This window comes from Paraburkholderia sp., assembly GCF_024281035.1.
Classification (GTDB): domain Bacteria; phylum Pseudomonadota; class Gammaproteobacteria; order Burkholderiales; family Burkholderiaceae; genus Paraburkholderia.
Genome location: NZ_JAMXLH010000025.1, coordinates 136,650 through 150,520 on the forward strand (window position 1 = coordinate 136,650; position 13,871 = coordinate 150,520).

A 13,871-nucleotide genomic window follows, 5' to 3' on the forward strand; every position below is an offset into this window, starting at 1 on the left:
TCCCGCGATGTCGTTGCCAGTGCAACGGCCGAGTGAAGCTCCGTTGCCGGACGTGCGGAAACGAAAAGCCGTGCACAATACCGCCCATGCGAGCCCCAGACCTTGAACGCCTTGTCACCGTCGCCATGCCCTTCGGCAAATACAAAGGCCGGCTCATCGCCGACCTGCCCGGGCATTACCTTAATTGGTTTGCCCGCGAAGGATTCCCGCGGGGCGAGCTCGGGCAGCTGCTCGCACTGATGCAAGAGATGGACCATAACGGCCTGAGGGACTTGCTTGAGCCGCTACGCAAGCGAGGATAGCGCGCCAGTCAGGCGCTAGCCCGGCAGCCCATCGCGCCTGGAACCCGCATCTGCACGAAATCTGCGTGAGCGATGGAATAGCTCCGCATCCGATGGGTTCACTCCTGTGAGACACCTGTTTCCACAACGGGAGAACCAACGTGCGCGCCCCCAATCCTCATACGGAGCGGATGCTCCTGAGCGTCGTCATCGTCCTGACGATCTCGGCGCTTTGCGGCTCGCCTGCCTTTGCTGCGCGTTTGCAAACCACGGCCTCCGACGAAGCGCCCTTCCTGGCGGAGAACAATACCGCCATGACGACGATGATGGATGGCATGGCCGTGAAGCCCACGGGCGACGTCGATCGCGATTTCGTCGCCTTGATGGTGCCTCACCATCAAGGCGCCATCGACATGGCACAGGCCGAACTGCGTTACGGGCACAACGAACAGTTACGCCGCATCGCCCAAGAAATCGTCGTCGAGCAGCAACAGGAAATCGTCGCCATGCGCGTCGCACTCGGGCAGGCATTGCCGCCGCCGGCCCCCGCTCCGGACCAGCAAAAACCCGCTCCTAAGCCTGCCGCCCCAGCCCACCCCGGATCCGGCGACAACATGCAAATGAACATGCTCAACCCTATGCGCGAGGACCAGTGATGAAACGCCAGTCGATTTTTACCATCATGCTGTCGGCAACCGCGCTAGCCGCGGCGCAGTTCGCGTGGGCAGGACAGGCTCCGGGATCGCTGTCCGACCCGGACATTCCGGTAAGCCATCACGATCGCGTCTACGCTGCCGAGCAGTTTTCCAATACGGTGTCCGTGATCGACCCGGCCGACAACAAGCTGGTCGGCCTGATTCGTCTCGGCGATCCCTCGCCGGGCAATTTCAGCCCTTTGTACAAGGGCCAATTGCTGGTGCACGGCATGGGTTACTCGCCGGACCATCACACGATTGCGGTCGTCTCGATCGGATCGAACGCAGTTTCATTCATCGACACGCAGACTAACGCCGTCAAGCATGTCACCTACGTCGGCCGCTCGCCTCATGAGGCTTTCTTCACACCCGATGGAAAAGAAGTGTGGGTGACCGTGCGAGGTGAAAACTATGTCGCGGTACTCGACGGCAAGACGTATGAGGAGAAGACGCGCATTACTGTCCCGGCTGGTCCCGGCATGCAGATATTCTCGCCGGACGGGAAGTACGGTTATGTCTGTTCGTCCTTCAATCCGGAGACTGAGGTAGTGTCCGTGGCCGACCACAAGATCGTCGGCACCGTCAAACAGGCCAGCCCCTTCTGTCCCGACCTCGCGGCGACGCCCGACGGCAAGCAGGTCTGGTTCACGCTCAAGGACATCGGCAAGGTCCAGGTATTCGACGCAAGGCCCCCGTTTGCGCTCATCAAAACACTCGACACCGGTCCGATCACGAATCACGTGAATATCGTGCATAACCCAAGGGGCACGTTCGCGTACGTCACCGTTGGCGGCCTGAACGTGGTCAAGGTGTTTCGAACCGACGACTTCTCACAGGTCGCGACGATCCCCGTCGGCAACCTGCCGCATGGACTGTGGCCTTCGGGGGACGGCAGCCGCATCTATGTCGGCCTCGAAAACGCCGATGCGATGGGCGCGATCGACACGCTGACCAACACGGTCATCGCAACTGTGCCCATTGGTCAGGCGCCGCAGGCCGTCACCTATGTGCCGAATGCAGTACCGGAAGGTGACGGTGCGCAAAACCTGCAGACACTCGGCCTGGCTGGCGAGAGCGTTCATCTTGCACTGCTGCCGGTCGGGGCGGGCAAGCGCGCGGATGCCGTAAATGCACCGACGACCGTCGCGTTGTTCGACCAGGGGCTCGTACAGGTTCTGCAGGCCGCTGTCACCGGCCTCCAGCCGAAGCAGCCCTATGTACTCGGTCTTGTCGACAACCCCGATGGCACGGGTGAAGTGCAGGTGCTTGCGAATTTCATGTCTAATCCAGCGGGCTCGGCGGTCGTCAATACCCTCGGCCAGATTCGCCAACTGGTCGCAACGGGAGCGAGCACCGCTGGGGACAAGCGCCGCTACCTCGTAGTCGCCCCTCAAATAGCGGGCAAGCCCGGGGCTCCTGTGCAGGTGCAGGCGCTGTGACTGGATCTGCCGCTGCGAGATGTCGTTTGCAGCGGCAGAAGTTCAGAACATCTTGCGCAAGCCAATCGCGGCGCCCACATTATTGCTTCGTCCGAGCGAATCAACCGCGCCCGTGATTTTGTCGGTCGTACCGGGATAATCGGCAGCAAACGCGCCATTGCCACGCGAAAAATCCACGGTGCCATAAATTTCCGTGTGTTTCGACAGGGAATATTCGGCGAGCACAGTAGCGGAATAGTTAATGCCCGAACCCAGCGTGCCGTCGATCAGTTCGGCGTTACGCGTGTGTCCGTAATAGCCGGCCACGGTAATCAGCAGCGGGCGGGTCGCCTGCCAGTTCGCGCCGATGTAGAGCGTGTCATCGATTCGATTCGGGCTGGTGCCAGCCAGTTTCGGCGCGCCGGACTGTTGCATGTTGCCGTCGGTCGTGCCGGTACGATCTTGCGCATGAAGCCACCCGGCCAAAAGGCGAATGGCGGGCGTGATCTGGTAGGCACCGCTGACATGAAGCAGATTGATCTTTGCGCCGTTGATCGCGCTACCCTGAGCCTGGGTAACCGAAGTCTGTTGAAAGCCAGCGCCCAGTAACGCCGGTCCACGCTCATAGCTCAATTCGACGGCATAGGTGCTGCCAAGGCCTACCGCGCCCGCTTGATTTCCGAATCCATAGATTGCATCAATGCTAAATCCATTGGTGCTCAACTTGTATTTGATACTGTTGTTGATCGTGAGATAGGGGCCGATGCCATTCCACATCCAACTATCCTGCCAATAGTTGCCCACGGTGAACGGATCGAATATATCGCCCATGGTGTCGTAGAGCGGGGCATATTGATTGCCCAGCGTCACCGCGCCGTAACGGTCGCTCGACAGGCCAACGTAGGCTTGACGGCTGAACAGCGTGTCACGTTGGTGAAGCGCTCCACTATTCGCTTGAAAGCCATTTTCCAGTCGAAAGATCGCGGATATCCCGCCGCCGAGATCTTCGGTTCCGCGCAAGCCCCAGCGGCTGTTTGTCTCCGGACCGACGACCATGCTGATCGAGTCCTTGCCATCGGCAGCGGCATTCGTCTGATAGCGCAACGCGGTATCCACGATACCGTACAACGTCACAGAACTCTGGGCATGGGCAGAAGTAGTGGCGACCGCGGTAAGTGCGCCAAGTGCCCCCGAAATAATGATTTTTTTCATTTATATGTACCGTGGGAAGTCTGGGGGCGATATCCCGATAGCGGTATCGAGTTGCCCTCCAGACGAACCTGCGGAGCATAGTTCGTTGCGATCTTTTGAAAAATTGCAGAATCTGGATTGGTCAATTCCAGAAATCGGAAGAATGCACGATTGACACGCCGCGACCGGCAGCTTTGGGAACCGCCAATGCCGGCAGAAACGCCTTCAGGTTTTCGGATCCAGACCTTTCAGTGGTCGAGCACCGCGAAGTTACGCGCGAATTGTTTGAGCACACAACCGGGAAGCTTACACGCGGCCTTCGCCGTCAACTTCTTCAACTGCAGCCAGCCCGGTCCAGGAATGGGGCGGGCCGGCCGGCGCGTGGCCGGTCGTTTGCCCGTGTGCGACTGCGGCGAAATCGGGGGGGCCGCAGCTCGTTTGCGCCTCAGCACTCCACGCGGCACGCATTTGTCGACGCCGGGCGAGTATCACGGAAAACGTGAGCAAACACATCAACGTGTTGCTACCGTTCATCCAGAACATCCTGTCCGGAATGCCATGATTCTGTTCAAGCAACATCAGGGCAAACGTGGCGTTGCTCAGAGTCCAGCATCCCCACGTCAGCAAGCTGTGACTGCGTACGTCAGCATCCTTTTTCAGGAGCATGGCGATGGCCGGCACGTAGGTCAGCAGGCGCGCCGAATTCCAGAACAGGAACATTCCCGTCAACAGCCGTACGTAGACTTCATGAAGCATGACGAGTCCAGTTACCCCCCAACGGGAGGGTTCGATGTTGAGGCATGTTGCGAGCAGTTACCGAGAGTGCGCCCGCGCTCTTTGCTCGCTCGCTTGAGATTCGTAAGTGCTCATCCAGAGCCTCACCCCATTCTGCGGCGACGGCGTTTGATAACCTCAATGCACCCTTGGTTGCGGACAAACCGACCCATGGCGAAGGAAGTCGCGCAGACAGCCCAGCACAGAAATCATGATGTGATCCCCTTCTTTCGACGAAAAGATCCGCTTCGTGGATTTATGGTTGTCAGGGTCACCCTGCAATACAACGCGGCATGGCTCTTCTACGGGATCGTAGATGGTTCGCTGGCGCCCGAACATAACCTGAACAGGTGATCTCGGCGCGTCGTGGTCGCGGTCCGCGGACATTTCACAGGTCTTCGCCGTGGCCGGTAACGAGGCATTCCGAATCAGATTGCGCTTTGCGGCGCTTCCGAAGAAATTACGCTTATCATGTCCACACCCCGATTCAGCTCGCGTGAGCCCAAAAAGTGGACGCCGATATGCCGAAGATAAACGTCGACGGTGAAATACCGGCCCTGGTGCATCCGCTGGGTGCTTCCGGTTGCAAGCTGATCACTACATCCACGCGTTGCACGCGAGGAACAGCCGCCACGGGCTGCAAACAATATGCGCGGGTGGTTGTACGGTCAACTTCACGATCGCGGAACGTCTCTAGCCAGCATTGAACGACTGACGGAGTACACACATGAGTACGAAAGTGCAGTTGACCGACGGCACCATCGAGGTGTCGGCCCTGGGGACCACATTGATTCATGAACACGTGCTGGTTGGCATGCCGGGGTGGAATCTGGATCTCAAGGCGCCGAAGTTCGTGCGCAGCGAAGCGATGGCGCGAGCCGTCGATCGCATCCAGGAGCTTCATGGATACGGTTGCCACTCCATGATCGATCCTTGCCCGATGGATATCGGCAGGGACGCGGAATTCATCGCGGAAGTCGCACAGCGCAGCGGCATCAATATCGTCTGCGCGACAGGGGTCTACAACGAAACGGAAGGCATGCCGTACACCTTCCGGACGATGCCGGACGAGGACATCCTCGAACTGTATGTCAAGGAAATCACCGAAGGCATCGGCGACACAGGCGTCAAGGCGGGGGTGATCAAGATCGCCACGCACGGCGCGCCCACCGAGTACGAGCGGAAAATGATCTCGGTCGCAACCCAGGCTTCATTGATCACGGGTGTGCCGATCATTTCACACACCAAAATAGCGAGCCACGGGCACGATCAGATCGATATCGTCGAATCGCGCGACGGGTATGCCGACAGCATGGTGGTGGGTCACTCCGGCGATCGTGACGATCACGAATACCAGGCGTCGCTTGCGAGGCGCGGCGCATTCGTAGGCCTGGATCGCTTTGGTCTGGATTTTCTGCTTCCGGACGAGGCGCGCATGCGGAATCTGATGCAGCTTGTCGAGGCCGGGTTGCGCAGTCATGTTGTCATTTCGCAGGACTATCTGGTGTGCCTGCTTGGGCGCTTCGGTAACCAGCTCGAACACATCGCACCCAACTGGGCCATTACACATATCTTCAAGTCGGTCATCCCTCGCTTGAAGGAAATGGGGCTGACCGACGACGACCTGGAAACCATTCTGGTTTCGAACCCTCGACGACTCTTCGCGAACGCGGCTGCGCACAAGAACGGCGGTTCGCACGCATGCGGTCATTCGACCTGCGGTTCGTAGACGGGAGACCTGATTCGACTGTGACGGTTAGATCGGGTCTCGACTTTTACCGCGACGACGTGTGAATTCCCGCCTGCCGCGATTTATTGCCAGGCGAAAGAACCCCGAAAGTGATTTCGTCACGCGAGCGCCCCCGTACACCAGGCTAGCGATAGTTGACGAAGTTAATGATGTCGTTGAGAAACCACGGCAGAATCAGCTGCGTATCCGGGTAGCTGGTGCCGACGCTGAGCCTCGGCGGATGTGACGCAGCGTCGCCGGGCGTCACCCTTTCGGGCGCGTGTAAAATGTAGGCATCTGTATCGGCCATACCTGGTCGCACAGTCTGGTTACTCGCGGGCGGCGATGCAGAGGTGCAGCCGGTAGTGAACACGATGAGGGCCGCTGCAAGGCAAATGGGCTTCATGATGGCGCAAACTCCAGCGACGTTACTTCGAGACAGTATGGCCGATGATGGATTCGTCTGGTTCGTGAGCGAACGCCACCGCGCGCATTAAGTGCGGCAAAAAGCGCAGTTGTGTTCAATGTGAACCATCCTCCAGGCCCCACCGCTCACGATTGACGCATATCATGCGTGAACCGCCCGGCGTTCTTTTCGCCGTTCACGCACGCAATACCCCAAAGCCATGAAAGGTCTGCGCCGCTTCATTCTTCTGATCATGTTTCTGCTTCCCGCCCTGAACGGTTGGGCAATGGCGACGATCATGCCGGCCGCCACCACCCACGGCATGGCGAGCGGCGCGTGCGACCACGTCGCTTTTTCCGCCGCAACGGCGCAGCCCGTTAAACGCTGCGTGCAACACAAGAATGCCTGCGGCGTACCGTCCTGCTGTCCGGTTTGCGGCCCGCTGGTTCCAGCCATGGTCGCCGCGCGCTTCGCGGCTGCACCGCGTTCCAGCAGCTGGGTTTCGACACATCCGGCGCTCCTGACCGGCATCACCTTCCCCCCGCCCCATCGTCCCCCGGCGCCAGTCTGAGTCCTCCGCACCCGCCGTCCTGGCGTGTTCGCGCACGCCAGGATCGATAGACGACACAACCATCACGCAGGAGGGGCCATCATGCCCAGATTCCGCCATTCTCTCGTTGCCGCCCTGCTGGCGGTGCTCAGCATGTCCACCCTGGCCGCCATTCCGGCGATCGTTTATAAAAGCCCGACATGTGGCTGCTGCGAAGACTACGTCAGCTACCTCAAGCAAAACGGTTTCGCCGTTACGGCAATCAACACCGACGACATGTCGCGCATTGAGAAGCAGTTTCACGTCGCGCCCGAAATGGCCAGTTGCCATACCGTCAAGATCGGCAACTACGTCGTCGAGGGTCATGTACCCGTTGCGGCCATCAAGCGCCTGCTAACCGAAAAACCCCATATCCTCGGACTGTCCATTCCGGGCATGCCGCAGCACGCGCCCGGCATGGGCACGTACCAGCCGGGCACGCTTGACGTCTATGAGTTGACTGCGGACGGGCGCACAGGCGTGCTGTATGGCCGCTTCTGATCGACGCCGATGAACGACATGGGCGGGCCCCAAACCCGAGCGGCGGCGCGCCCTCGCCTGGCCGCAGCGCAGGCTGCGGCACGTTTGCAAGGAATACAGCAATGAAGATGAAATCCCTTTCCATGGTCATGCTGGCGGCAGCGCTTTTCCAGGCCGGCACGACGTTTGCCCAGATGCCGGCGATGCATGTGGAACATGCCCAACATGCACATCATGCGTTTGCGTTTGGCCGCCCGGCCCAGGAAGCCGACGTGACGAAGACGATCCACGTCGAGGCCAATGATCAGATGCGGCTCCATTTCGATTCCATGGAAATCCGGCGCGGCGACGTGGTGAAGTTCGTCGTCAAGAACGTGGGCCAGGTGCCGCATGAGTTCGCGATCGGCGATGACGCATTCCGGCGCGAACATATGAACGAAATGAAGCAGATGGCGGCAATGCCGGGCATGGCCGGCATGGAGCACTCGGATCCGAACGTCGTCAGCGTGCAGCCTGGCGAAACCAAAACGTTAGTCTGGCGCTTCGATCCGCTCCATACGCGTAACGTCCTGTTCGCGTGTTATGTGCCGGGCCATTACGAGGCCGGCATGTATCAACGAATCGTCATCGCCAATTAACGACAAGCCAACTTCAACGTAACTGCGAGGTAACTGCGAGCTGACTGCAAGCCGCGTAAACGGCACACGCCTCGCAAACGCGAGGCGTGCTTTACATCGTTTCAGTTCAGAACTGATCTTCGCTCATTGCGAGCACGCTCTGGCCACCGCGCCCGCTGAGAATCGACACCGCGATGCTGCCCGCCAGCGGGAGAATGTGCTCCGCGTAGAACTGCGCCACAGCGATCTTCGCACCATGGAACGACGGATCGTCTGCGTGGCAGCGCGTCGATGCAAGCAGCGCGCGCGCCATCTGCCAGCCGCACAGCACGATGCCCGCCAGCTTCAGGTAAGGCACGCTGCCCATGAACACCGCATTCGGATCGCGCTTCGTATTGGCAACGACGAATTCAACCACATTCGCAAGCGCTTGTGCGCCCTGCTTTAGCTGCGCACCCATCGACGCCGCAGCCGCGCCGTCCACCTGAGCGAGCGCTTCGATCGTTTCCGCAATTTCGGCGAGCACCGCACGCGCCACTGCGCCGCCGTCACGCACGGTCTTGCGTCCGACCAGGTCGTTGGCCTGAATGGCCGTGGTGCCCTCGTAAATCGCGAGAATCCGCGCGTCGCGATAAAACTGCGCGGCGCCCGTCTCTTCGATAAAGCCCATGCCGCCGTGCACCTGCACGCCGAGGCTCGCCACGTCGTTGACCATCTCCGTGCTCCAGCCTTTCACGATCGGCACGAGATATTCGTAAATCGCCTGCTGGCGCTCGCGCTCTGCCGCGTCGGGATGCCGGTGTGCGTGGTCGCTGTGCGCGGCAGCCACATACGCCAGCGCGCGCGCACCTTCGGTCAGCGCGCGCATCGTCGCGAGCATGCGACGCACGTCGGGATGATGGATGATCGACACGGCCTGCGCCGCCGATCCGTCTACAGGGCGGCTCTGCACGCGTTCCTTTGCATACGCAACAGCCTTCTGGTAGGCGCTCTCCGCGACGCCGATACCCTGCATGCCCACGCCGAAGCGCGCCGCGTTCATCATGATGAACATGTATTCGAGGCCGCGATTCGCTTCACCGACCAGATAGCCCACTGCGCCGCCTTCGTCGCCGTACTGCAAAACCGCCGTGGGACTCGCCTTGATGCCGAGCTTGTGTTCGATCGAAACGCAGCGCACGTCGTTGCGTGCGCCGAGGCTGCCGTCTTCATTCAAGAGGAATTTCGGCACGATAAAGAGCGAAATGCCTTTCACGCCAGCCGGTGCGTCGGGCGTGCGAGCCAGCACGAGGTGCACGATGTTCTCCGCCATGTCGTGCTCGCCCCACGTAATGAAGATCTTCGTGCCGAAGATCCGGTACGAGCCGTCCGCCTGCGGTTCGGCGCGCGAGCGTACGAGCGCGAGATCGGAGCCTGCCTGCGGCTCCGTAAGGTTCATCGTGCCGGTCCATTCGCCCGAAATCAATTTCGGCACGTAGCGCGCTTTTTGATCGCCGGTGCCCGCCGTGAGCAGCGCCTCGATTGCGCCATCGGTCAGGAGCGGACACAGCGCGAACGAAAGGTTCGCCGCATTCAGCATTTCGATGCACGGCGTCGCGATCAACTTTGGCAGCGCCTGACCGCCATATTCGGACGGATGCTGCAAACCTTGCCAGCCGCCCTCGACAAACTGGCGGAACGCTTCCTTGAATCCCGCCGTCGCCGTCACTTCGCCGTCGTGCCAGCTGCTCGGTGCGCGGTCGCCCGTCACGTTCAGCGGCGCGAGCACTTCGCCGCAGAGCTTCGCGGCTTCGTCGAGCACGGCCTGCGCGGTGTCCAGGTTCGCATCCTCGAAACCGGGCAAAGCGGCGACGGTGTCCATGCCGGCCAGTTCCTTCAGCACGAACAGCATGTCCTTGACGGGGGCGGTATAGCTCATGATGGTCCTTCCAGTGACGCGGTAAATGAGGAAACACACGGCGCCCGCGGGCCGGCAAAGCGGCGGGGCACACTCGGGTTTCGGCAGATCGTAGCGCCAAAGGCACGCGCACGGACTGTCCAAACCGGACCACCTGGTGACAAATCTGGCCACGTCGTGCCGCGCGCGCCCTATGCGGGGACGTCGCCGTCAACCGCGCACGCGGTACGTGCCGGGCGTGCTGCCGGTCCAGTGGCGGAAGGCGCGATGAAAGGCGCTGGGATCGTCAAAGCCGATGTCGCCCGCGATGGCCGCAATCGTGTCCTGCGTTTCGGTGAGACGCAGAATGGCGATGTCGCGGCGCAGGTCGTCCTTGAGCGACTGAAAGGATGTGTCTTCGGCGGCGAGGCGCCGGCAAAGCGTACGGACCGAACAATGCAGGTTTTGCGCCGCTTGTTCGATGGTCGGCAAATCGGGCAGCGTCCCGGCGAGATATTGGCGGACGCGGTGCCCGACACGCTGTTCGCTGAACGATTCGAAAATCCAGTCGCCGGGCGAGCGTGCGAGAAAGTTGCGCAGATTGCGCTTGCTCTGGCGAATCGGCATGTCGAGATACGCCGCGCCGAAACGCATGAGCGTGGATTCGCAACCAAAGCGCACGGGCCCTGAAAAGAAATAACGGTGATCGCGCGCGTGCGGCGGCTGCGGGCACGCGAATTCGACCTGCAACAGCGGAATCTTCTGCCCGATCAGCCATGACGAGACACCGTGTGCGAGCTTGAGCATCAATTCCTGCCCGAGCGGGCCGCTTGGCCCGTAAGCGGGATGCGGACACAGTTCGACCTGCGCCACCGGGCCACTGCGGCGCGATTCGAGCCGGAAATCGTCCAGCACGATATGGAAAAACTGGCCAAAACGGTGCAACGCCGTTTCGAGGTTGCGCGCATCGAGCAGGCTCAAACACAGAAACTTCAGCGTGCCGCTGCGAAACGGCCGGCTGAAAACGCCGGGCATCTCGTCGTCGAGTTCGATGGCCAGCGCCTGATAGAGCGCTGAAAACTGCTCTTCGGTGACGCGTGCGCCGGGTTCGCGCAGCAGTTCCGGCGCCACACCGGCCTGCTTCAGATAGCGGTGACTCACTTCGGCCTTCGCCCCCGCGGACGCGAGAAAGCCATTGACGAGAGAGATGGGAACAGTTGCGCTCGGCGCTTGCATGCGGGGTTTTCGGGTAATGGCGTGGGCCGTCGGTGCACGAATGCGACATTCTAGAACGGCTGCACCGACTCGACACGCATAACGAACAATCCGGCCGCCTTTAAAGCAAGCCGGGCTGTTCACCGCGCGATTGGCACGTTATCCGCTTAGAAATTGAAATTGTCGATATTCTGCGGGTTAAAGGTGGTCGGCGGCCCGAATATCACTTCACCGCTTCGCATCGATAGGGATCTTTTTCACGCGGCGATTCAGACAGCATGCCAGGCAATCATCCCGCTTTGTGTGACGCAGAAGCACGTGCCCTTATCCGGTGGTCGCGACACTCGAAACCATGCCGAATCTGCAGCCCGGCGAGATTCTCGAAGTGCTCAGCGACTGCCCCCAGTCGATCAACAGCATTCCCGCCGATGTGAAGCGCTACGGATACCGCGTGCTGAAGATCGAACAGCATGGGCCGACGATTCTTTACTGGATTCAACGATAAGCGACCGCGCAACGGATTAGCCGGGTCGACGGCTACCGTTGCACGCAAGCGCCCTGCTTGTCGGGCGCGCTTTTAGACGCTCGCCAGCATCAGACGTGCCGGTGCCGCACCGATATGCAAACCATCGGTGCGGTTCGCAAGATAAAGATGGTTCAATTCGTCCGGCGTCCAGCTACGGCAATTGCCGAAACCCAGCGACGTCAGCATCCCCGCCAGCGCAGCCGGTTCAAAGAAGCTCTTCCACGGCTCGCCACGTTCGGCGAATTGCGTCGTCAACTGCTCCATCGCGATGCGCATGACCGGCGGCAAGCTGGACAGCGGCAACGCATATTCCAACAGCACAGCACTGCCTGTGGCGCAGTGCGCGATGAAGCGCAACGTCTCGACGACCGCGGCCTCATCGAGGTACATGGTCACGCCGAGCCAACTGAAAATAGCGGGTGCGTCCGCATCGAAACCGGCGCGCGCCAGGCCTTCGGCAAGACTGATGCACTCAAAATCGACCGGCACGAATCGCAGCGACGACGGCACCGCAATGCCTGCCTCATGCAAGCGCGCCTGTTTCCATCGCTGCGTGGCGGGTAGATCGACCTCGAAGATGCAACCCGGCGCATCGTGCCGCCGGTAAGCGCTGGTATCCAGCCCTGCGCCAAGGATGACGTACTGGCGAATGCCGCGCTCGACCGCGTCGGCCCACACGTCGTCGGCGAGACGGCTGCGAACGACCACCGAGCTGCGCATCCCCACCGCTATCGGATGGCGGAACCTGTCGATATCGTCGCGAAGCTTCTGTGCCTCTGCTGCGCCGAGGATGGTCAGCGCGACTGGATCGTCCAGAACCAGCGGCTGGTCGACTAGCTGGTGCGCAGCCCGCTGCATTGCGACCATCATGGCGCTCGGCTTGGGCCCGGCGTCGGCTGATGCCATGTCGTGGCCAACACTGTGCGCTTTGTGCAGATAAGCCAGCAATGCGTCGTCGAAACCGACACCCAATTGCAGATCCGGTTCGCGCGTCAAGGCATCGCGCACACGCGCTTCAAGGACGGCATCGTCGCCGCAGAAGCTGTCACGAAAGAGCTGCTGCCACTGCCTGACGAGCGCCTGCACCGGCGCGGCGCTTGCATCGACGCCCGCCTCCATCTGCGCTCTCAGCTCGATAACAAGCGCTGGCCATGCCCGCATGCCCGTGTGGTCGAGCTGACGACGCCGCACCTCGTCAGCCTGTGCCGGAGTCAGGTATCTCGCGAACAGCGCGCATCGCGCATGCGTGAACGCTTCATCGATCCAGGCCAACATCTCCGCCGTGACACCGACGATATGCTGCGCACGCGGTTCGCCGATCTGCATTTTCATCAGCTTGGTGGCGAGCGCCGGATCGTTGCGCGTGAGACGGATCACCAGCCGGATCCAGCGCCACGCCAGCGCCTGGGCCGCGTCGCTTTCAGCCGGCAGCGCTTGCTGCATGGCGTGGCGAACCTCGTCGATTAGCGCAACCCACGCCGGGTCCATCGGCGCGACCGTATCCGGCCCGGATGCCATCAGCGTGTCGAGTTCGTCGTCGTTAAGGTGCTTCTGATACATGTTCATCAGCTCCAGAGTGTTCAGCCAGTCAATCTCGGGGGTCTCGCCGCCGCTGGCGAGCATGTCGACGATCTGTTGCAAATGGCGGCTCAGGCGCTGCGCGCGCAATGCCTGCACATCGAGCGCCGCGATCTGGCGTTGCAGGATCTCCAGCGGTGCGGCGTCCAGTCGATCATCGAGGCTGGCCTTGATGTCCGGAAGCGAATACCCGAACCGTTTCAGCGCCTCAATGCGATGCAGCCGGATCAAGTCGTCGCGGCCATACAGGCGCGCGCCGCCATCGGCACGCTGCGAGGGTGACAGCAGCCCGATTGCGTCGTAGTGGTGCAATGCCCGAACGGTCAGGTCCGTCTTCTTCGCCAGCTCTCCGATCTTGAGTCGCATTGTTTTTTTCAGTTGTCGAATCAACACACTAAAACCTGACGTAGCGTCAGGTGCAAGCGAAATCGATCATTGCGCGCGACGGGACCTCCCCGGATCCCCAGGCGCGCTCGCACATGTCCGTTGTCATTCA

Annotated in this window: 14 protein-coding genes and 1 pseudogene; 9 read left to right on the forward strand and 6 right to left on the reverse strand. The window is 60.9% G+C overall.

The annotated features are described in order from the left end of the window. Positions 1–86 precede the first annotated feature (86 nt). From Q0L30_RS08275 to Q0L30_RS08285, 3 genes are all read left to right on the forward strand, one after another. On the forward strand, positions 87–302 hold the full coding sequence (locus Q0L30_RS08275; protein ID WP_296653690.1) for a DUF3820 family protein: 216 nt from the start codon (positions 87–89) through the stop codon (positions 300–302). 170 nt (positions 303–472) lie between these two features. Beyond that, positions 473–937: a DUF305 domain-containing protein gene (locus Q0L30_RS08280; RefSeq protein WP_296653693.1), complete on the forward strand. Its 465-nt coding sequence runs from the start codon at positions 473–475 to the stop codon at positions 935–937. Next, on the forward strand, positions 937–2,415 hold the full coding sequence (locus Q0L30_RS08285) for a YncE family protein (RefSeq protein ID WP_296653697.1): 1,479 nt from the start codon (positions 937–939) through the stop codon (positions 2,413–2,415). Before Q0L30_RS08280 ends, Q0L30_RS08285 begins: the two co-directional genes overlap by 1 nt. 42 nt (positions 2,416–2,457) lie before the next feature. Here Q0L30_RS08285 and Q0L30_RS08290 read toward each other — a convergent pair whose 3' ends face one another. Together Q0L30_RS08290 and Q0L30_RS08295 are read right to left on the reverse strand one after the other, a co-directional pair. After that, on the reverse strand, positions 2,458–3,606 hold the full coding sequence (locus Q0L30_RS08290; protein WP_296653700.1) for a porin: 1,149 nt from the start codon (positions 3,604–3,606) through the stop codon (positions 2,458–2,460). 285 nt (positions 3,607–3,891) lie between these two features. Continuing rightward, the gene (locus Q0L30_RS08295) at positions 3,892–4,341 is read right to left on the reverse strand and encodes a hypothetical protein (RefSeq protein WP_296653703.1); all 450 of its coding nucleotides are present in this window, start codon (positions 4,339–4,341) and stop codon (positions 3,892–3,894) included. A 189-nt stretch (positions 4,342–4,530) separates the two neighbouring features. Between Q0L30_RS08295 and Q0L30_RS08300 the strand changes: the two genes are divergently transcribed. Continuing rightward, positions 4,531–4,713 carry a hypothetical protein gene (locus Q0L30_RS08300; RefSeq protein ID WP_296653706.1) on the forward strand — a complete coding sequence of 61 codons (183 nt, stop codon included), beginning with the start codon at positions 4,531–4,533 and terminating at the stop codon, positions 4,711–4,713. 391 nt (positions 4,714–5,104) lie between these two features. Next, positions 5,105–6,088, forward strand: coding sequence for a hypothetical protein (locus Q0L30_RS08310; RefSeq protein ID WP_296653709.1), 984 nt, complete (start codon positions 5,105–5,107; stop codon positions 6,086–6,088). 145 nt (positions 6,089–6,233) lie between these two features. Here the strand turns inward: Q0L30_RS08310 and Q0L30_RS08315 are convergent, their stop codons facing one another. After that, positions 6,234–6,494 carry a hypothetical protein gene (locus tag Q0L30_RS08315; protein WP_296653712.1) on the reverse strand — a complete coding sequence of 87 codons (261 nt, stop codon included), beginning with the start codon at positions 6,492–6,494 and terminating at the stop codon, positions 6,234–6,236. A 220-nt stretch (positions 6,495–6,714) separates the two neighbouring features. Between Q0L30_RS08315 and Q0L30_RS08320 the strand changes: the two genes are divergently transcribed. The 3 genes from Q0L30_RS08320 (at position 6,715) to Q0L30_RS08330 (ending at position 8,201) form a co-directional block, all read left to right on the forward strand. Further along, positions 6,715–7,065 (forward strand): hypothetical protein, encoded by a 351-nt coding sequence (locus Q0L30_RS08320; protein ID WP_296653715.1) that lies wholly within the window; start codon positions 6,715–6,717, stop codon positions 7,063–7,065. Between the two features lie 81 nt (positions 7,066–7,146). Next, complete coding sequence (locus Q0L30_RS08325; protein ID WP_296653718.1) at positions 7,147–7,584, forward strand: DUF411 domain-containing protein; 438 nt, start codon at positions 7,147–7,149, stop codon at positions 7,582–7,584. A 101-nt stretch (positions 7,585–7,685) separates the two neighbouring features. Beyond that, a complete protein-coding gene (locus Q0L30_RS08330; RefSeq protein WP_296653720.1) occupies positions 7,686–8,201 on the forward strand; it encodes a hypothetical protein in 516 nt (171 codons plus the stop codon). Positions 8,202–8,307: 106 nt separating this feature from the next. Here the strand turns inward: Q0L30_RS08330 and Q0L30_RS08335 are convergent, their stop codons facing one another. Both Q0L30_RS08335 and Q0L30_RS08340 read right to left on the reverse strand, forming a co-directional pair. Beyond that, complete coding sequence (locus Q0L30_RS08335) at positions 8,308–10,098, reverse strand: acyl-CoA dehydrogenase (protein WP_296653723.1); 1,791 nt, start codon at positions 10,096–10,098, stop codon at positions 8,308–8,310. Positions 10,099–10,287: 189 nt separating this feature from the next. Further along, positions 10,288–11,292, reverse strand: coding sequence for an AraC family transcriptional regulator (locus Q0L30_RS08340; RefSeq protein WP_296653725.1), 1,005 nt, complete (start codon positions 11,290–11,292; stop codon positions 10,288–10,290). Positions 11,293–11,596: 304 nt separating this feature from the next. Here Q0L30_RS08340 and yedF point away from each other — a divergent pair. Beyond that, positions 11,597–11,776, forward strand: a pseudogene (yedF, locus tag Q0L30_RS08345) (sulfurtransferase-like selenium metabolism protein YedF); the annotation flags it as partial. A 72-nt stretch (positions 11,777–11,848) separates the two neighbouring features. Here the strand turns inward: yedF and Q0L30_RS08350 are convergent. Beyond that, complete coding sequence (locus Q0L30_RS08350; RefSeq protein WP_296653726.1) at positions 11,849–13,741, reverse strand: SAM-dependent methyltransferase; 1,893 nt, start codon at positions 13,739–13,741, stop codon at positions 11,849–11,851. Between the last annotated feature and the right edge of the window lie 130 nt (positions 13,742–13,871).

Bases quoted from the DNA above. Each gene is read 5' to 3' on its own strand.
- Q0L30_RS08275 (WP_296653690.1), top strand. From the start codon at position 87: ATGCGAGCCCCAGACCTTGAACGCCTTGTCACCGTCGCCATGCCCTTC.
- Q0L30_RS08280 (WP_296653693.1), top strand. From the start codon at position 473: ATGCTCCTGAGCGTCGTCATCGTCCTGACGATCTCGGCGCTTTGCGGC.
- Q0L30_RS08285 (WP_296653697.1), top strand. From the start codon at position 937: ATGAAACGCCAGTCGATTTTTACCATCATGCTGTCGGCAACCGCGCTA.
- Q0L30_RS08290 (WP_296653700.1), bottom strand. From the start codon at position 3,606: ATGAAAAAAATCATTATTTCGGGGGCACTTGGCGCACTTACCGCGGTC.
- Q0L30_RS08295 (WP_296653703.1), bottom strand. From the start codon at position 4,341: ATGCTTCATGAAGTCTACGTACGGCTGTTGACGGGAATGTTCCTGTTC.
- Q0L30_RS08300 (WP_296653706.1), top strand. From the start codon at position 4,531: ATGGCGAAGGAAGTCGCGCAGACAGCCCAGCACAGAAATCATGATGTG.
- Q0L30_RS08315 (WP_296653712.1), bottom strand. From the start codon at position 6,494: ATGAAGCCCATTTGCCTTGCAGCGGCCCTCATCGTGTTCACTACCGGC.
- Q0L30_RS08320 (WP_296653715.1), top strand. From the start codon at position 6,715: ATGAAAGGTCTGCGCCGCTTCATTCTTCTGATCATGTTTCTGCTTCCC.
- Q0L30_RS08325 (WP_296653718.1), top strand. From the start codon at position 7,147: ATGCCCAGATTCCGCCATTCTCTCGTTGCCGCCCTGCTGGCGGTGCTC.
- Q0L30_RS08330 (WP_296653720.1), top strand. From the start codon at position 7,686: ATGAAGATGAAATCCCTTTCCATGGTCATGCTGGCGGCAGCGCTTTTC.
- Q0L30_RS08335 (WP_296653723.1), bottom strand. From the start codon at position 10,098: ATGAGCTATACCGCCCCCGTCAAGGACATGCTGTTCGTGCTGAAGGAA.
- Q0L30_RS08340 (WP_296653725.1), bottom strand. From the start codon at position 11,292: ATGCAAGCGCCGAGCGCAACTGTTCCCATCTCTCTCGTCAATGGCTTT.
- Q0L30_RS08350 (WP_296653726.1), bottom strand. From the start codon at position 13,741: ATGCGACTCAAGATCGGAGAGCTGGCGAAGAAGACGGACCTGACCGTT.